Here is a 15,293-nt window from a genome sequence, read left to right as displayed (position 1 = left end):
CGCCCCCACCGACCCGACCACCGAACCGTCCTCCCCCTCCGACTCCGGCGGCAGCGGCGGAGGTGGAGGCAGCACCGGCGGAGGCGGCTCCGGCAACGGAGGCAGCCTCGGCGACGTGGTCGACGACGTCGTCGACCCGGTCACCGACACGGTGGGGGGTCTTCTGGGCGGGGTCCTTGGGTGACCCGTCCGCTCGCCGGCCGCCGGTCGACGCCGACAGCACCGCGTTCGACACCACCAGAGATCTCCCGGACGTCCCCGACCTCGCCGAACTCCCCGACATCCCCTACCTCGCCGACGTCCCCGACATCCCGGCGGCGGCCACGACCGCACATCGTCGTCCCGTCCCTCGTCCTGCTGGCGCTGGCCTGCGTCCTCATGCTCGGCGGTTACGTACGAGGGGACTACGCCGCCGACCACCGCACCCACCCGCTGGTCGCGGACGGTGACGTACCGCGGAGCGTCCTCAACGGCGGGCCGATCGTCGACGCCACCGGCGAACAGCCCCACGCCCACACCACACCCGACCGCACCATCGTGCTGACCTTCGACGACGGCCCGGACCCGACCTGGACCCCGAAGGTCCTCGACGTGCTGCGTGAGCACCGGGTGCCGGGCACGTTCTTCGTCACGGGCACCCAGACGTCGCGGCATCCGGGCCTGGTCGAGGAGATGGTGGAGGGCGGGCACGAGATCGGGCTGCACACGTTCGGGCACCCCGACCTCGCGTACAAGGACGCGGCGGGCATCGACCGCGAGATGGCCCAGGGGCAGCTCGCGCTGGCGGGTGCGGCCGGGATCCACAGTTCGCTGTTCCGGCCGCCGTACTCCTCGAAGAACGACGCTCTCGACAACGCCTCCTGGCCGGTGGTCGAGCGGCTCGGCGAGCAGGGCTATCTCGTCGCATTCATCGACCGGGACACCGAGGACTGGAAGCGGCCGGGGGCCGACAAGATCGTCGACGCGGCCGTGCCCAAGGGCGACGACGGGGCGATCGTCCTGCTGCACGACTCGGGCGGCGACCGCTCCCAGACCGTCCAGGCCCTGGACCGGCTGATCCCTCAACTCAAGGCGCGCGGCTACCGGTTCACCACAGTCGCCGACGCCGCCGGGTCCGGCCCGCTGAACCAGCCCGCGTCCGGCACCGAGCTGTGGCAGGGGCGCGCCTTCGTGGCCGCGGTGGTCCTCTCCGAGTGGGCGCTGCCCGCGATGGCCGGTCTGCTCGCCGTCGTCGGTGTCCTGGTGCTGGGCCGGTTCCTGGCGATGCTCGTCCTCGCCCGGCGCCACGCCCGGGCCCGCCGCAGAGCGGACTTCACCTGGGGAGACGGCAAGGCGGTCACCGAACCGGTGAGCGTGATCATCCCCGCGTACAACGAGAGCGAGTGCATCGCCGACACCGTGCGCTCCCTCGCCGCCAGCGACCATCCCATCGAGATCATCGTGGTCGACGACGGTTCGACGGACGGCACCCCCGAGATCGCCGCCGCCCTCGACCTGCCGAACGTCACGGTCCTCACCCAGCTCAACAGCGGCAAGGCCACCGCCCTCAACACCGGGATCGCGCACGCCCGTCACGACCTGATCGTGATGATGGACGGCGACACGGTCTTCGAAGCGGACACCGTACGGCAGCTGGTGCAGCCCTTCGCCGATCCGGCCGTCGGCGCGGTCGCGGGCAACGCCAAGGTCGGCAACCGCACCACCATGATCGGCCGCTGGCAGCACATCGAGTACGTGATGGGCTTCAACCTCGACCGCCGCATGTACGACCTGCTGCGCTGCATGCCCACCATCCCGGGCGCCATCGGCGGGTTCCGCCGCGTGGCGCTCGAGGAGGCCGGGCGGATGAGCGACGACACGCTCGCCGAGGACACCGACATCACCATGGCCCTGCACCGGGCGGGCTGGCAGGTGGTGTACGAGGAGAAGGCGCTCGCGCACACCGAGGCCCCGGGTTCGCTCGGCGAGCTGTGGCGCCAGCGCTACCGGTGGTCGTACGGCACCATGCAGGCGATGTGGAAGCACCGCGGCGCACTGCGCGACAGCGGGCACTCCGGGCGTTTCGGCCGGGTCGGGCTGCCGCTGGTCACCGTCTTCATGGTGCTGGCCCCACTGCTCGCCCCGCTCATCGACCTCTTCGCCCTCTACGGCTTCTTCTTCATGGACCCGGCGGGTACGGCCCTGGCCTGGTGCACGGTGCTCGGCATCCAGGCCGCCTGCGCCGCGTACGCCTTCCGCCTCGACGGCGAACGGCTGCGGGAACTGTGGGCGCTCCCCTTCCAGCAGCTGGTCTACCGGCAGTTGATGTACCTCGTACTCATCCAGGCCTGCCTCACCGCGATCAGCGGCGGCCGGCTGCGCTGGCAGAAGCTGCGCAGGACGGGGGAGGTCGGCGCACGCGTCATGGCGAAGGGCGACGACGACGGGCCGGCGTCGGCGTCGGCGACTTCGCTCGGCTCGGCGGCCTCGCTCGGCAGCATCCCGGGCCAGCGGACCGCGGACACGGCACCGTCCACACCTCCGGCCCGCCCCGCCGGACGCGACCGCTACCTCGACCTCCTCCGCTCCTTCGCCCTGATCCGCGTCGTCACCTACCACACCTTCGGCTGGGCCTGGCTGACGCTCGTCTTCCCCTCGCTCGGGGTGATGTTCGCGCTGGCGGGCTCGCTGATGGCGCGCTCACTCAGCAGGCCCGCGCTGTCCGTGATCCGCGGCAGGATGCGGCGCCTGCTCATCCCGTTCTGGGTGTTCGCCGCCGTCGCGGTCTGCTGGATGCTGGCGCGCGGCTGGAGCCCCGTAGAGCTGCCGCGGCTGCTGCTGTGGGTGGTACCGCTGGGCGATCCGCCGGGCAGCGAGTGGGGCGAGCAGCTGACCGGGCCGCTCTGGTACGTACGGGCCTACCTCTGGTTCGTGCTCCTCTCCCCCGTCCTGCTGTGGGCCTGGCGGCGCGCCCCGCTCCCGCTCCTCGGGGGCTTTCTGGCGCTGGCCGCGATCAGTCAGTACGAACTGGTGGAGCTGCCGGTCCTGGTCGGCTCGGCCCTCACCGACTTCGGTGTCTTCGGCGCCTGCTGGCTGCTCGGCTTCGCCCACCAGAACGGTTCGCTGGACGCGCTGCGGGCCCGTACCGTCTGCGCGGGCTCGGCGCTGCTGCTGGCGGCCGGCGGCTGGTTCACGTTCACGCACCCCACGGACCAGGGCTACGACCTGGGCTCGATCCCGCTCGGCCAGGCCCTGTGGTCGCTGGGCTTCGTGCTCCTCCTCATGCGGTTCAGGCCACGCTCCCTGCCCCGATGGCCGTGGCTCGACAAACTGGTCCGGCTCTTCAACGCCCGTGCCGTCACGATCTACCTGTGGCACGAGGTCGCGCTGATCCTCGCCGTGGCGCTGACCGACCGGATGTGGCAGGTGCCGTTCCTGGAGCAGCATCTGCCGCTGGGTTCGGACTGGTTGCTGTTCCTCCTGGTCTGGCCGCTGCTCGCCGCGGCGATCCTGACGGTCGGCTGGGCCGAGGATCTCGCTTCCCGGAAGCGGCCGCACCCGTGGCCCACGAAACCACCGGAGCCGCCGAACAAGGCCTCGATCGCCGCCTCCGGGCCCTCGTCATCCGGCGGATCGTCGAGTGCCCGAACGCCTGACCGCAAAGTGGCAGACTGCTCGCATGACGACTCACAAGAACCTGCTCGGCGGCCCTGACCCCACGCACCTGCCGGAGAACGAAGACGCGTACCGCATGCTGGGCGAGGAGTCCCTCGCACCGGCCGAGGTCGCGGCGAAGCACCCCACGTTCTCGCTGGCCTGGGCCATGCTCGCCGACGACGCCTTTGAGGCGGGGCGCGTGGTGGAGTCGTACGCGTACGCACGCACCGGTTACCACCGCGGGCTCGACCAGCTGCGCCGGTCCGGGTGGAAGGGGCATGGGCCCATTCCCTGGGACCATCGCGCGAACCGCGGCTTCCTGCGGTGCCTTGCTGCGCTCGCTCGCGCGGCCGACTCGGTCGGCGAGAAGGACGAGGCGGAACGGTGCTGGCAGTTTCTGCAGGACAGCAGCGCCGAGGCCTACGCGGCGCTCAAGCGGTAACAGTTACCCGGCGTCGGGGTGGGTGTCGCGGGGGCTTCTTTCCCCAGCCCCGCCCCTTCCCGGCTGTATCAATGTGCGGCTCCGCCGCGTGGGAGGGCTGCGCCCCCAGGCCCCCCATAAGGGGGTGGGGGACAGGTTGCGTCTCGGCCGCGGGCCCGTAATGGCTGGTCGCGCCCACGCGGCGGAGCCGCAAAGTGACACAGGCCCGCGCCCCTTACGGGGCGCCCCCTCGCCCGCGCCCGCAGATCGTCCGACCAGTAGGGTCATGCCGTGCATAACGAAGACATCACGCTGACCGCGGGCGACGCGGAGGTGACCGTGCGGCCGGGGAACGGCGGGCGGGTCGGTGGGCTGCGGGTCGGCGGGCTTGAACTGCTGCGCCAGGGTGGGAAGTTCGGGAGCTTTCCGATGGTGCCCTGGTGTGGGCGCCTGAGGGACGGGCGGTTCCTCAACGGGGCCACCGTGCATCAACTGCCCCTCAACTCCCCGCCGCACGCCATCCACGGCACCACCCGCGACGGAGCCTGGCGGACGGCGCGTACGAGCGCGAACGAGGCCGTCATCACGTACGACCTCGTCGAACCCTGGCCGTACGCGGGCCGCGTCACGCAGGTCTTCTCGCTGGCCGAGGACGCGCTGACGCTGACCATGTCCGTGGAGACGTACGACGACTCCTTTCCGGCGCAGATCGGCTGGCACCCGTGGTTCAACCGGAACCTCGGCGGTGACGACGTACGCATCGACTTCTCGGCCGCCTGGCAGGAGGAGCGTGGCGACGACCATCTGCCCACGGGGCGGCGGCTCGACCCGAAACCGGGGCCGTGGGACGACTGCTTCGGGATGCCCGGCGGCGTCGACGTGACCCTGACCTGGCCGGGACAGCTGGAGCTCAAGGTGGCCAGCCGCGAGGAGTGGGTCGTCGTGTACGACGAGCAGGAGGCGGCCGTGTGCGTGGAGCCGCAGACCGGTCCGCCCAACGGGCTCAACACCCTGCCCCGGCTGGTCACCCCGATCGAGCCCCTGGAAGCCACGACCACGTGGTCCTGGCGACGGCTCTGAGCCAGGGCATCTGGACCTGGTGGCGGGCGGCTCTAAGCTGGCGAGCATGACGGACGTACGCGGCACGCTGCTGCAGCAGATCAAGGACAAGGCCGTGGTGCACGGCAAGGTGACCCTCTCCTCGGGTCTGGAGGCCGACTACTACGTGGACCTGCGCCGCGTCACCCTCGACGGCGAGGCCGCCCCGCTCGTCGGCCAGGTCCTCCTCGACCTGACGGACGGGCTCGAATACGACGCCGTGGGCGGGCTCACCATGGGCGCCGACCCGGTGGCCGCGTCGATGCTGCACGCGGCCGCCGCGCGCGGGCGGCGGCTCGACGCGTTCGTCGTCCGCAAGGCCGCCAAGGCGCACGGCCTGCAACGCCGCGTCGAGGGACCGGACATCAAGGGCCGCCGGGTGCTGGTCGTCGAGGACACCTCCACCACCGGCGGCTCCCCGCTGACCGCCGTCGAGGCGGTACGGGAGGCCGGGGCCGAGGTGGTCGCCGTAGCGACGATCGTCGACCGGGCCACGGGCGCCGCCGAGAAGATCCAGGACGGCGCCGGGGTGCCCTACCTCTTCGCGTACTCGAAGGACGAACTGGGCCTGGACTGACGGGTCCGGACTGATGGGCCTGGACTGACGGGTCCAGACTGACGGGTCCGGACTGAACTGAGAGGCGCTCACGGGGAGTTGTCCACAGGGGCCCGCGGCCCGGTACGGGAGTTGTCCACAGGCTCGGGCGGCGTGGCTGGATCATCCGGCCAATTCTGGAAAGATGGGGACGACGATGACGTCGCCCCCTAGGTCAGGGCTGTAAAGCAGAACCCCACCCGCACATACAAGGAGCGGACAATGGCCATCGCAACCCCCGAGGTCTACAACGAGATGCTCGACCGGGCAAAGGCAGGCAAGTTCGCCTACCCGGCCATCAACGTGACCTCGTCGCAGACCCTGCACGCTGCGCTGCGCGGCTTCGCGGAGGCCGAGAGCGACGGCATCATCCAGATGTCCACCGGTGGTGCGGAGTTCCTGGGCGGCCAGCACAGCAAGGACATGGTCACCGGCGCGGTCGCGCTGGCCGAGTTCGCGCACATCGTCGCCAAGAAGTACGACATCACGGTCGCCCTGCACACGGACCACTGCCCGAAGGACAAGCTCGACGGGTACGTACGCCCGCTGCTGGCCGTCTCCGAGGAGCGCGTGGCGCGCGGCGAGAACCCGCTGTTCCAGTCCCACATGTGGGACGGCTCGGCGGAGACCCTCGCCGACAACCTCACGATCGGCCAGGAGCTCCTGGAGCGCGCCCGCGCCGCGAAGATCATCCTCGAGGTGGAGATCACCCCGACGGGCGGCGAGGAGGACGGCGTCTCGCACGAGATCAACGACTCGCTGTACACGACGGTCGACGACGCGATCCGTACGGCCGAGGCGCTCGGCCTGGGCGAGAAGGGCCGCTACTTGCTGGCCGCGTCGTTCGGCAATGTGCACGGCGTGTACAAGCCGGGCAACGTCGTGCTCCGCCCCGAGCTGCTCAAGGAGCTGAACGAGGGCGTCGGCGCCAAGTACGGCAAGGCCGCCCCGTTCGACTTCGTCTTCCACGGCGGCTCCGGTTCCACGGCGCAGGAGATCGCGACCGCGCTGGAGAACGGCGTCGTCAAGATGAACATCGACACGGATACGCAGTACGCCTTCACGCGTCCCGTCGTCGACCACATGTTCAAGAACTACGACGGCGTCCTGAAGGTCGACGGCGAGGTCGGCTCCAAGAAGCTGTACGACCCGCGGACGTGGGGCAAGGCCGCCGAGGCGTCCATGGCCGCGCGTGTCCTGGAGGCCTGCCAGAACCTCCGGTCGACCGGCACGAAGATCAAGTAAAGCGCGCGTCGACCAAGTAAGGCGCCCGTTGATCAAGTAGGGCGTACTTTTCGGACGGTCCGGGACCCTGTGGGGTGCCGGACCGTTCCGTATGCTCCGGTTATGGCTGCCCCTCCCGAGGAGAACCAGCAGGACACAGGCGTCAGGATCGGCACCCCCGCGGGGAGATGGATCCTGCTGACCACGGTGCTCGGTTCGAGCATGGCGTTGCTGGACTCGACGGTCGTGAACGTCGCGCTGCCGCGCATCGGCCGCGACCTCGACGCCGATCTCGCCGCCCTCCAGTGGACCGTCAACGCGTACACGGTCACCCTCGCGGGCCTGATCCTCCTCGGCGGCGCCCTCGGCGACCGCTTCGGGCGCCGGAAGATCTTCGTCATCGGCGTGATCTGGTTCGCGGTGGCGTCGCTGCTGTGCGGCATCGCGCCGAACGCCCCCGCGCTCGTCGCGGCCCGCGCCCTTCAGGGCATCGGCGGCGCGCTGCTCACCCCCGGCTCGCTCTCCCTCATCCAGGCCTCCTTCCACCCCGACGACCGGGGCAAGGCCGTGGGGCTGTGGTCGGGGTTCGGCGGCGTCGGCGCCGCGGTCGGCCCCTTCGTCGGCGGCTGGCTGGTGGACGGCCCCGGCTGGCGCTGGGTGTTCCTGCTCAACGTCCCCCTCGCGCTGCTGTGTGCGCCGATCGCCCTGCGCCACGTACCGGAGTCGAAGGACGGGCGGAAGCACGCGCGCGGATTCGACGTACTCGGCGCGGCCCTCGGCGCGCTCGCCCTCGCCCTGGTGACGTACGCCCTGATCGAGGCCGCCAGCGGCACGCTGATCGTCACCGGGACGGCTGCCGCGGGGGTCGTGGCGGGCATCGCCTTCGTGTACGTCGAGCGGAAGCGGGACGATCCGATGATGCCGCTCGACATCTTCGCGTCCCGCCAGTTCACGGCGGTCAATCTGGTGACCCTGTGTGTGTACGCGGCCTTCGGCGGTTTCTTCTTCCTCGCAGCGCTCCAGTTGCAGGTCGTCTCCGGCTACTCGGCGCTCGGCGCCGGTACGGCACTGCTGCCCATCACCGTCCTGATGCTGCTCCTGTCGGCCCGCGCCGGGGACCTGGGCCGTCGCATCGGCCCGCGCATTCCGCTCACGGTGGGCCCGCTGCTGTGCGCGGCGGGGATGCTGCTGATGCTGCGGGTGGGCACGGACGCGTCGTACGTCATGGACGTCCTGCCCGCGCTGCTGGTGCTGGGCCTCGGCATGGTCACCCTGGTCGCACCACTGACGGCGACGGTACTGGCCTCGGTTGACGCCTCCCGCGCGGGCCTGGCCAGCGGCATCAACAACGCGGCGGCCCGCGCGGCGGGCCTGATAGCGGTCGCGGCGTTGCCGCTGGCCGCGGGGATGGGGGCGGAGGCGTATCGCTCGCCTGCCGCATTCGACGATGCGTTCACGCGGGCGATGCCGTTGTGCGCCGCGGTCGTGCTGGTGGGCGGGATTGTCGCCTTCACGGCGGTGCGGCGACCGGCGCCGGATTGCCGACGGCCCGAGTGCAAGACCCACGGGAGCGTTACGGCTCCGCCGCTGGAGAGGGGTTCCGGCAAGTCCGGCACGTGAGGGGCGTGCGTGGTGCGTCCCGTAAGGGGCCGCAGGGCTGCATCGGTTTGCGGCTCCACCGCGCGGGCGCAACCAGCGCCCCTCTAGGCGCGCGGGGCTGCATCGGTTTGCGGCTCCGCCGCGCGGGCGCGGGGAACTGCGCGACCAGCCACTACGGGCCCGCGGCCGAGACATGACCGGTCATCCCACCCCTATGGAGGGCCTGGGGGCGCAGCCCCCAGTTTCGGGAAGGGGCGGGGCTGGGGAAAGAAGCCGCCGGGACGCCCACCCCGACGCCCGGGTGAACCGAGTACCCAGCGAGCCCCGCGGAGCGGCTAGCGTCGCCGGCGAAGCAGGCGCCCCACCACGATGGCCGAGGCCACGACGATCGCGGCAGCCGGCGCGGCCCAGCGCAAGGCCGCGCTGCCGGACACGGCCTCGGGCGCCGGCACCGGCGCATACCGCCCACGCGGCGGCGCGTGATCGACCTCCTCCGCGCTCCGCCCGATCATCGTCCGCCGAGCATGCGCGGCCTCGGCCGGAGGCTCCCCGTCCTCGTCCTCCTCCTCGAACCCGCCCTCGAAGTCGTCCTCGGCGAACGGAGCGAGCGAGGGCGGCGGAACCTCCGTCTCGTAGACGGAGGGTTCCTCGGCAGCCACGGCCTCGCCGTCCCGGGCGCCTTCGGGCGGCGCGATCGCCGAGTCGGAGCCGGAACTCGGCTCGGCGGCCGCGTCCGGACCGGCAGAGTCGGACACCGCCTCCGCCTCACCAGCACCCTCGGCCTCACCAACTGCCTCCGGCTCAGCAGAAGCCTCACCAAAAGCCTCCGCCGAACCGCCAGAGGCCTCCGCCAAGTTCTCCGCGAACCGGCTCAGCAACCGCGCACCCGCCGAAGCCACCGCATCCGACGCCAGCTCAGTAACCCGCCCGTCCCCCGAAGCCGTCCCCCCGAAGGCCAGCACCGAGCCCCCCTCAGCCGAGCGGAGCGACAACGTGAGGGCGAGTTTCACCGAGCCGCTCCCGCGGGCTTCGGCGGCGTCGCCTTCGACGGCGTACGAACCGTCGTCCTGTCCGGCGACCCGGAGCGTTCCGCGGTAGGTGATGCTGTGACTGCCGACGCGTACCTTCAGGCGTCCGGAGACGGGCTCCGTTCCCGCGTCCTGCTGAAGCCCGGGCACCGCCCGGGCCACCCGCGCGGGATCGGCGAGCGCTTCCCGGAGACGTTCGACGGGAACCGGAACGAACACCTCATGCTCCATGTCGGCCGAGCCTACCCAGCATGGCCCGTTCCGCACCCATGTATCAGCGCATTCGGTTCAGCCCGCGTACCGCGGATGCACCAGCGTCGACGCGGGCAGGCCCGGCACCCGGGTACGTTCCGCCGCCCGCGCCGCCCCGGGCAGGGACAGCACCGGTGCCGTACGGGACGCGAGGACGAAGCCCCAGTCGCGCGGCGCCCCCGCCGGTCCGCTCGTACGGTCGGGCCCGGCCGCGAACCCAGAGTCCCGGCCGCCCACCCGGTACGGCACGGTCCGCAGCCCCGCCGCCCGCAGCGTCGCGTCCACCGTCCAGAACACCCGCGGCCGGGACGCCACAGGCCCCGCGTGCACGACGAGCCGCCCGCGCTCCGCGAGGACCCGCCGCGCGAGCCCGTAGAACTCCTGCGAGTACAGCTTCGTACTGGCCGTGATCCCGGGATCCGGCAGATCCGAGATCACCACGTCGTACGTGTCCGAGGTCTCCCGCAGCCACACGAACGCGTCCGCGTGCAGGACACGCACCCGCGGATCCCCGAACGCGTCCTCGTTCAGCGCGGACAGCGCCGGGTCGGTGCGTGCCAACCGCACGACGGCCGCGTCGAGTTCGGCCACATCGACCCGCCGTACGCCCGTGTGCCGCAGCACTTCGCGTACGGCGAGCCCGTCCCCGCCGCCGAGGACGAGCACGCGCGCGTGCGGGCCGCTTTCCATCGCCGGGTGCACCAACGCCTCGTGATAGCGCCGTTCGTCGCGCCCGCTGACCCGTAGCCGCCCGTCGAGGAACAGGCTGAGCGAACGCCCGTCGGAGCCGCCCGTGAGGACGATCTCCTGTACGTCCGTGTGCAGCGCCACCCGGACGTCGTGGCCGTACACCGCCTGCCGCGCGGCCCGTTCGAAGTCGTCGACGTGGACGGCGGCGGAGCCGAGCAGCCCGAGGACGACGAGGTTGGCGACGACGAGCAGCCGGCGTCCGCGGCGGGTCAGATCCTGCCGGAACAGGCCGAGTACGAGTGCGCCGCCCGCGATCGCGTTGACGGCTCCGGTGATCAGCGCACCCGTCAACTGGCCGAGCAGGGGCAGGAGCAGGAAGGGGAAGGCGAGTCCGCCGACCAGCGCGCCCACGTAGTCCGCGGCGAACAGGTCCGCGACCGCGCCGCCCGCGTCCTGCCGTCTGATCCGCTGGATCAGCTCCATCAGCAGGGGCACTTCGGCGCCGATGAGCAGTCCGATCACCAGTGAGAAGACGACGAGCAGATGACGGGAGCCGCCCTCCCACGCCCCGCCCCAGTGGCCGGTCCAGGCGAAGGCGGCGTACAGGGCCATCGCGCTGCAGCCGCCGACCAGCGCGAGCAGCGCCTCGATCGCGCCGAAGCCGGCTGCGGCGTGGTGGCGCAGGCGTTTGGCGACGAGTGAGCCGATGCCCATCGCGAAGACCATGACCGAGAGGACGACGGAGGCCTGGGTGACGGAGTCGCCCATCAAGTAGGAGGCGAGGGCTACGAGTTCCAGTTCGTAGACGAGTCCGCAGGCTGCGCAGACGAAGACACCAGCTAGCACCAGGGCGCGGCCTGTGGCTGCTTTGACCGGCAGCCGCGGTCGGCCGCCCAGGCCGCCGTCCAGGGGCGGTGCACCGGGCGGAGCCGGGGGGTGCGGGTCGATCACCCCGGTCACGGTACGTCACGTCTGCGGCGCGCTGGGTCACTCACACGTGTGGAGTTTCCGCCTGTTTCGTTTGCGGCCGCGGGTAGTTGTGGGCTGGCGGAGCCGCAGATTGACACAGCCCCGCGCCCCTGAACGGGCGCACCTCCCCGACCCTGCCTTCAGGCCGGAGCCGCCACCCTTACCCCAACTCTCGTCCTTGTCGCCACCAGTTGGCCGTCCTGGGGATACGCATGCCAAGTCCTCCAGTGGACCTGGCCCTCGTGGTGTTGGGCCAGTAGGGCTGTGAAGGCGTGGGGGTTGCCGGGGAAGACTCCTGCCAGGCCGTGGGGGTGGTCGGAGACCAGGGCCAGGAGTTCCTGGGCGCGGCCCGCGAAGGAGCCGCGTGACAACGTTTCTACTCGAGCCGCGAACTCGTACTCCCACTCGCCTACGCGTTTGGCGACGCCCAGTGGCAGGGGAGTGCTGCTGCCGGGGATGCAGGCGACGGTCTCCGAACAGGCGCCGTTCTGCTCTTCCAGGAGGACCTGGTGCGAGGCGCCGAGGAGTCTCAACTGGAGCTTCGCGCCGGACAGTTCGAGGTCGAGGGTCGCGAGCGCGGGGAGCGGCTCGCGTCCCAGGGCCCAGGCGAGGTCGGCCGCGCGCGTGTCGGTATAGGCGGTGTTGAGATTCGTGAGCATGGGTCGGCTCCGCTGGCACGCAAAGGGTGAGTGGGTCCGTCGCACCCCGGCCGGCGCCGGGGAATCGCCCGGTCTGCCTGCTCAGAAGGATGTGTCGGGGGCTGCGTCGGATTAGCAGGGAATCATGAAAAGCGCTTCTGCCAAAGCAGTTTTACCCACCTTCGTGCGATTTCCATCCATACGAGGGCTCTACAGCTCACCAGTTCAACTGGGTAGTGCGCCCCCGGCTCCCGAGTGCGCCGCGCACTCCAACTGCCAAGCGCCCGGCGGGACATGTACACACAGCGAGGCGTCCGCCGGAAAGTGTGACACTTTGGCGCTGAATGTCACACTTCGGCGGACGCCTCATGGTGCCGGACGGCCCGGATGCGGTTCCCCCGCGGACCAGCTGCCCCGTGTCAGCTGCCTCCGCCGCCGCATCCTCCCCCGCCGCCCCCGCAGGACGACCCGCCTCCGCAGGACGAGCCGCCGCTGCACGACGAACCCCCGTGGTAACCGCCGCCGCCCGAGGTCCACCAGCTGCCGCCGCGCCTGGAACCGCTGTGCGCACGCGAGCGCGACCTCCTGCTGTCCCTATTCGCGACGATCAGAACAGCGATGACGACCACTGCAGCGATCAACGCCAGGATGATGCCGAAGCTCATGGCGTCACCCTCCTTTCGTTCCCCCGAAGCGACCCCCATGGGCGTTGCTTCTCACTTGTGTTTCGGTCTGCTTCCTTGCTGTTCCCGCTTGCTTCTTTCCGGCTTCCTTCTTGCGTGAGAGGGGGATGCCCCCGGCCATCAGAGCTCAAGCCGGAGTTGAGCAACTCCAGAGGTTGCGCGCAGGATGGCCGCCATGACCTCCACCGCGCGCCCGCTCCTGAACCGCCGTCTCGCCGAGTTCGGGACGACGATCTTCGCCGAGATGTCCGCCCTGGCCCTGAGCACCGGCTCCATCAACCTCGGCCAGGGCTTTCCCGACACCGACGGCCCCGAGGAGATCCGCGAGGCGGCCGTACGGGCGCTGCGCGACGGCCGCGGCAACCAGTACCCGCCGGGCCCCGGCATCCCCGAGCTGCGCACGGCGATCGCCGCACATCAGGAGCGCCGGTACGGGCTCACGTACGACCCCGACACCGAGGTCCTCGTCACGGCGGGCGCGACGGAGGCGATCGCGGCCGCGCTGCTCGCCCTGCTGGAGCCCGGCGACGAGGTGATCGCGCTCGAGCCGTACTACGACTCGTACGCGGCCTGCATCGCGATGGCGGGCGGCACCCGCGTCCCTGTGACACTGCGCCCGCACGAGAGCTCGTTCCGACTGGACCTGGACGAGCTGCGCGACGCGGTCACCGACCGCACCCGCCTCCTGCTGATCAACACCCCGCACAACCCCACCGGCACGGTCCTCACCCGCGAGGAACTCACCGCGATCGCGGCACTCGCCGTGGAACGCGACCTCCTCGTGGTCACCGACGAGGTCTACGAACACCTGGTCTTCGACGACGCCGAACACATCCCGCTCGCGACCCTGCCGGGCATGCGCGACCGCACGGTCACCATCGGGTCGGCCGGGAAGAGCTTCTCGTTCACCGGGTGGAAGGTGGGCTGGGTGACGGCGCCCCGGGAACTCGTCTCGGCCGTCCGCTCGGCCAAGCAGTTCCTGACGTACGTCGCTTCCGGGCCCTTCCAGTACGCCGTGGCCGAGGCCCTGCGCCTGCCCGAAACGTACTTCGAGGAGTTCCGTGCGGACATGCGCGCCAAGCGGGACCTGCTCGCGGGCGGACTGGAGCAGGCGGGTTTCAAGGTCTTCCGCCCGGCCGGAACGTACTTCATCACCACTGACATCCGGCCCCTCGGCGAGAGCGACGGCTTCGCCTTCTGCCGCGCGCTGCCGGAGCGCTGCGGGGTGGTGGCGATCCCCAACGCCGTCTTCTACGACCACCGCGAACAGGGCGCACCCTTCGTACGATTCGCCTTCTGCAAGCGGACGACGGTACTGGAAGAGGCGGCCTCCCGGCTCAAGACGCCGACCGCGTAACAGCCGGCAGGCGTACCCGCAAAGGGTGCCGGCCACACGGGCCTGTGCTCATGACCCGATGGAGGTTTCCCCGCCGGTCCTCCTGCTCGACCACCGGGCCGACCGACCCGGCGCAACCCGCGCCGCCGCGAGCGTCCGGCAGCGGTAGCCGCGCAACTGGCTCCGGGACAACCTGGCCCGCTGCCCACCGCCCGCGATCAGGGCGTTGACCGACACCATCGGGTCGCCTCCGACCGTCCGCGCCACCAAGGCCCCGACCACCAACGGGACCAGCACCACCGAGAGGGCCGAACCAGTAGCGGTGACCGTGGCGGTGACGTTCCGGAGGGGGCGCGTGCGTGTGCTGTCCGTGGTCATGACGACAGTGCACCAGCCACCCGGGATCCGGGGATACCGGGCAACATACTCAGTCGCTGCACCCGGGATACTCAGGCAGTAGCTGCCGGTCAGCCGGCCGAGGCAACAGCGAAGAGCCCGGCCAAGGCGCGCGATCCTGCTGGTCGCGCCCCTGACCGGGCTCTCGTACGCGTACGGGGCCGAGGCCCCTGCACAAACGCGGACGCTACTCCGCGTCGTCGTCGGGCTTCTCGGCGTCGTTGACTTCCTGCTCGAGGCCGAGCTGCTCGACGAGCCACTTGTCGAACTCGATGGCGGCCCGCACCCAGCTGACCGTCGAGGACACGAAGTGCTCCAGGCTGACACCGGTACCGATCAGCATCTGCGCCTCACCGATGAGGCGGACGGTGCCGTCGTCGTGCGTGTGGCTGTAGACCTTGGGCCACAGCGTGCGCCGGTTCCAGTCATCGATCGACTCGAGGAGCTGGGGCTTCTCGTCGATCTTGTGCGGGCGGTCGTAGAACGTCCGCACCGAGAAGACCTGCTGGTCTCCCTCGCCACGGAACATGAAGTACGTACGGAACTGCTCCCACGGCGCCGCGAGGTCACCCTCGTCGTCGACGACGTACTTCAGCTCCATCTGGTCCAGGAGCTGCTTCACGAGGTCCTGATCCGGGACGACGGGGCCCGCTGGTCCGCCGCTCTGCGGCTCTGGCTCGGGCTGGCCCCCGAAGTTCGGAATCGAGGACGGGTCGATGGACATACTT

At 70.8% G+C, this 15,293-nt stretch carries 13 protein-coding genes and 1 pseudogene; 9 read left to right on the top strand and 5 right to left on the bottom strand.

Translation table 11 applies throughout. The features are described from left to right. The 8 genes and pseudogenes from G6048_RS23070 to G6048_RS23040 all read left to right on the top strand — a co-directional run. The coding region (locus tag G6048_RS23070) for a hypothetical protein (RefSeq protein ID WP_206342019.1) at positions 1-184 on the top strand (184 nt) is incomplete at its 5' end. A 194-nt stretch (positions 185-378) separates the two neighbouring features. Next, positions 379-2,397 (top strand): annotated as a pseudogene (locus tag G6048_RS49750) (bifunctional polysaccharide deacetylase/glycosyltransferase family 2 protein); the annotation flags it as partial. 6 nt (positions 2,398-2,403) lie between these two features. Continuing rightward, entirely contained in the window at positions 2,404-3,693 is a 1,290-nt protein-coding gene (locus tag G6048_RS49745) for an acyltransferase family protein (RefSeq protein WP_235990210.1), read from the top strand. Next, positions 3,659-4,078 (top strand): DUF3151 domain-containing protein, encoded by a 420-nt coding sequence (locus G6048_RS23060; protein ID WP_165341494.1) that lies wholly within the window; start codon positions 3,659-3,661, stop codon positions 4,076-4,078. Before G6048_RS49745 ends, G6048_RS23060 begins: the two co-directional genes overlap by 35 nt. Before the next feature lie 270 nt (positions 4,079-4,348). Beyond that, the gene (locus tag G6048_RS23055) at positions 4,349-5,137 is read left to right on the top strand and encodes an aldose epimerase family protein (RefSeq protein ID WP_165341493.1); all 789 of its coding nucleotides are present in this window, start codon (positions 4,349-4,351) and stop codon (positions 5,135-5,137) included. A 46-nt stretch (positions 5,138-5,183) separates the two neighbouring features. Then, a complete protein-coding gene (gene pyrE, locus G6048_RS23050; protein ID WP_165341492.1) occupies positions 5,184-5,732 on the top strand; it encodes an orotate phosphoribosyltransferase in 549 nt (182 codons plus the stop codon). 240 nt (positions 5,733-5,972) lie between these two features. Beyond that, the gene (gene fbaA / locus G6048_RS23045; RefSeq protein WP_165341491.1) at positions 5,973-6,995 is read left to right on the top strand and encodes a class II fructose-bisphosphate aldolase; all 1,023 of its coding nucleotides are present in this window, start codon (positions 5,973-5,975) and stop codon (positions 6,993-6,995) included. 102 nt (positions 6,996-7,097) lie between these two features. After that, positions 7,098-8,594, top strand: a complete 1,497-nt coding sequence (locus G6048_RS23040) for an MFS transporter (RefSeq protein WP_165341490.1) — start codon at positions 7,098-7,100, stop codon at positions 8,592-8,594. Positions 8,595-8,908: 314 nt separating this feature from the next. Here the strand turns inward: G6048_RS23040 and G6048_RS23035 are convergent, their stop codons facing one another. The 3 genes from G6048_RS23035 to G6048_RS23025 form a co-directional block, all read right to left on the bottom strand. After that, positions 8,909-9,832 (bottom strand): SRPBCC domain-containing protein, encoded by a 924-nt coding sequence (locus G6048_RS23035; RefSeq protein ID WP_165341489.1) that lies wholly within the window; start codon positions 9,830-9,832, stop codon positions 8,909-8,911. Positions 9,833-9,889: 57 nt separating this feature from the next. Next, positions 9,890-11,494: a polyamine aminopropyltransferase gene (locus G6048_RS23030; protein WP_165341488.1), complete on the bottom strand. Its 1,605-nt coding sequence runs from the start codon at positions 11,492-11,494 to the stop codon at positions 9,890-9,892. 158 nt (positions 11,495-11,652) lie between these two features. Further along, complete coding sequence (locus G6048_RS23025; RefSeq protein ID WP_165341487.1) at positions 11,653-12,171, bottom strand: DUF2617 family protein; 519 nt, start codon at positions 12,169-12,171, stop codon at positions 11,653-11,655. Positions 12,172-12,999: 828 nt separating this feature from the next. On the opposite strand from G6048_RS23025, the gene G6048_RS23015 reads away from it, so the two are divergent. After that, on the top strand, positions 13,000-14,190 hold the full coding sequence (locus tag G6048_RS23015; RefSeq protein ID WP_165341485.1) for a pyridoxal phosphate-dependent aminotransferase: 1,191 nt from the start codon (positions 13,000-13,002) through the stop codon (positions 14,188-14,190). 48 nt (positions 14,191-14,238) lie between these two features. Here the strand turns inward: G6048_RS23015 and G6048_RS23010 are convergent, their stop codons facing one another. Then, entirely contained in the window at positions 14,239-14,547 is a 309-nt protein-coding gene (locus G6048_RS23010; protein WP_206342018.1) for a hypothetical protein, read from the bottom strand. Between the two features lie 205 nt (positions 14,548-14,752). Beyond that, positions 14,753-15,289 carry a YbjN domain-containing protein gene (locus tag G6048_RS23005; RefSeq protein WP_165341484.1) on the bottom strand — a complete coding sequence of 179 codons (537 nt, stop codon included), beginning with the start codon at positions 15,287-15,289 and terminating at the stop codon, positions 14,753-14,755. Positions 15,290-15,293: the final 4 nt, after the last annotated feature.

Origin of the sequence: Streptomyces ureilyticus, from assembly GCF_011045025.1 — a bacterium.
Taxonomy (GTDB): Bacteria; Actinomycetota; Actinomycetes; order Streptomycetales; family Streptomycetaceae; genus Streptomyces; species Streptomyces ureilyticus.
This window is presented reverse-complemented; position numbering and strand designations above follow the sequence as displayed.

Coding starts and splice junctions, on each gene's coding strand:
- G6048_RS23035 (WP_165341489.1), bottom strand. CDS start 9,832: ATGGAGCATGAGGTGTTCGTTCCGGTTCCCGTCGAACGTCTCCGGGAA.
- G6048_RS23005 (WP_165341484.1), bottom strand. CDS start 15,289: ATGTCCATCGACCCGTCCTCGATTCCGAACTTCGGGGGCCAGCCCGAG.
- fbaA (WP_165341491.1), top strand. CDS start 5,973: ATGGCCATCGCAACCCCCGAGGTCTACAACGAGATGCTCGACCGGGCA.
- G6048_RS23010 (WP_206342018.1), bottom strand. CDS start 14,547: ATGACCACGGACAGCACACGCACGCGCCCCCTCCGGAACGTCACCGCC.
- G6048_RS23060 (WP_165341494.1), top strand. CDS start 3,659: ATGACGACTCACAAGAACCTGCTCGGCGGCCCTGACCCCACGCACCTG.
- G6048_RS23040 (WP_165341490.1), top strand. CDS start 7,098: ATGGCTGCCCCTCCCGAGGAGAACCAGCAGGACACAGGCGTCAGGATC.
- G6048_RS23025 (WP_165341487.1), bottom strand. CDS start 12,171: ATGCTCACGAATCTCAACACCGCCTATACCGACACGCGCGCGGCCGAC.
- G6048_RS49745 (WP_235990210.1), top strand. CDS start 2,404: ATGGCGAAGGGCGACGACGACGGGCCGGCGTCGGCGTCGGCGACTTCG.
- pyrE (WP_165341492.1), top strand. CDS start 5,184: ATGACGGACGTACGCGGCACGCTGCTGCAGCAGATCAAGGACAAGGCC.
- G6048_RS23015 (WP_165341485.1), top strand. CDS start 13,000: ATGGCCGCCATGACCTCCACCGCGCGCCCGCTCCTGAACCGCCGTCTC.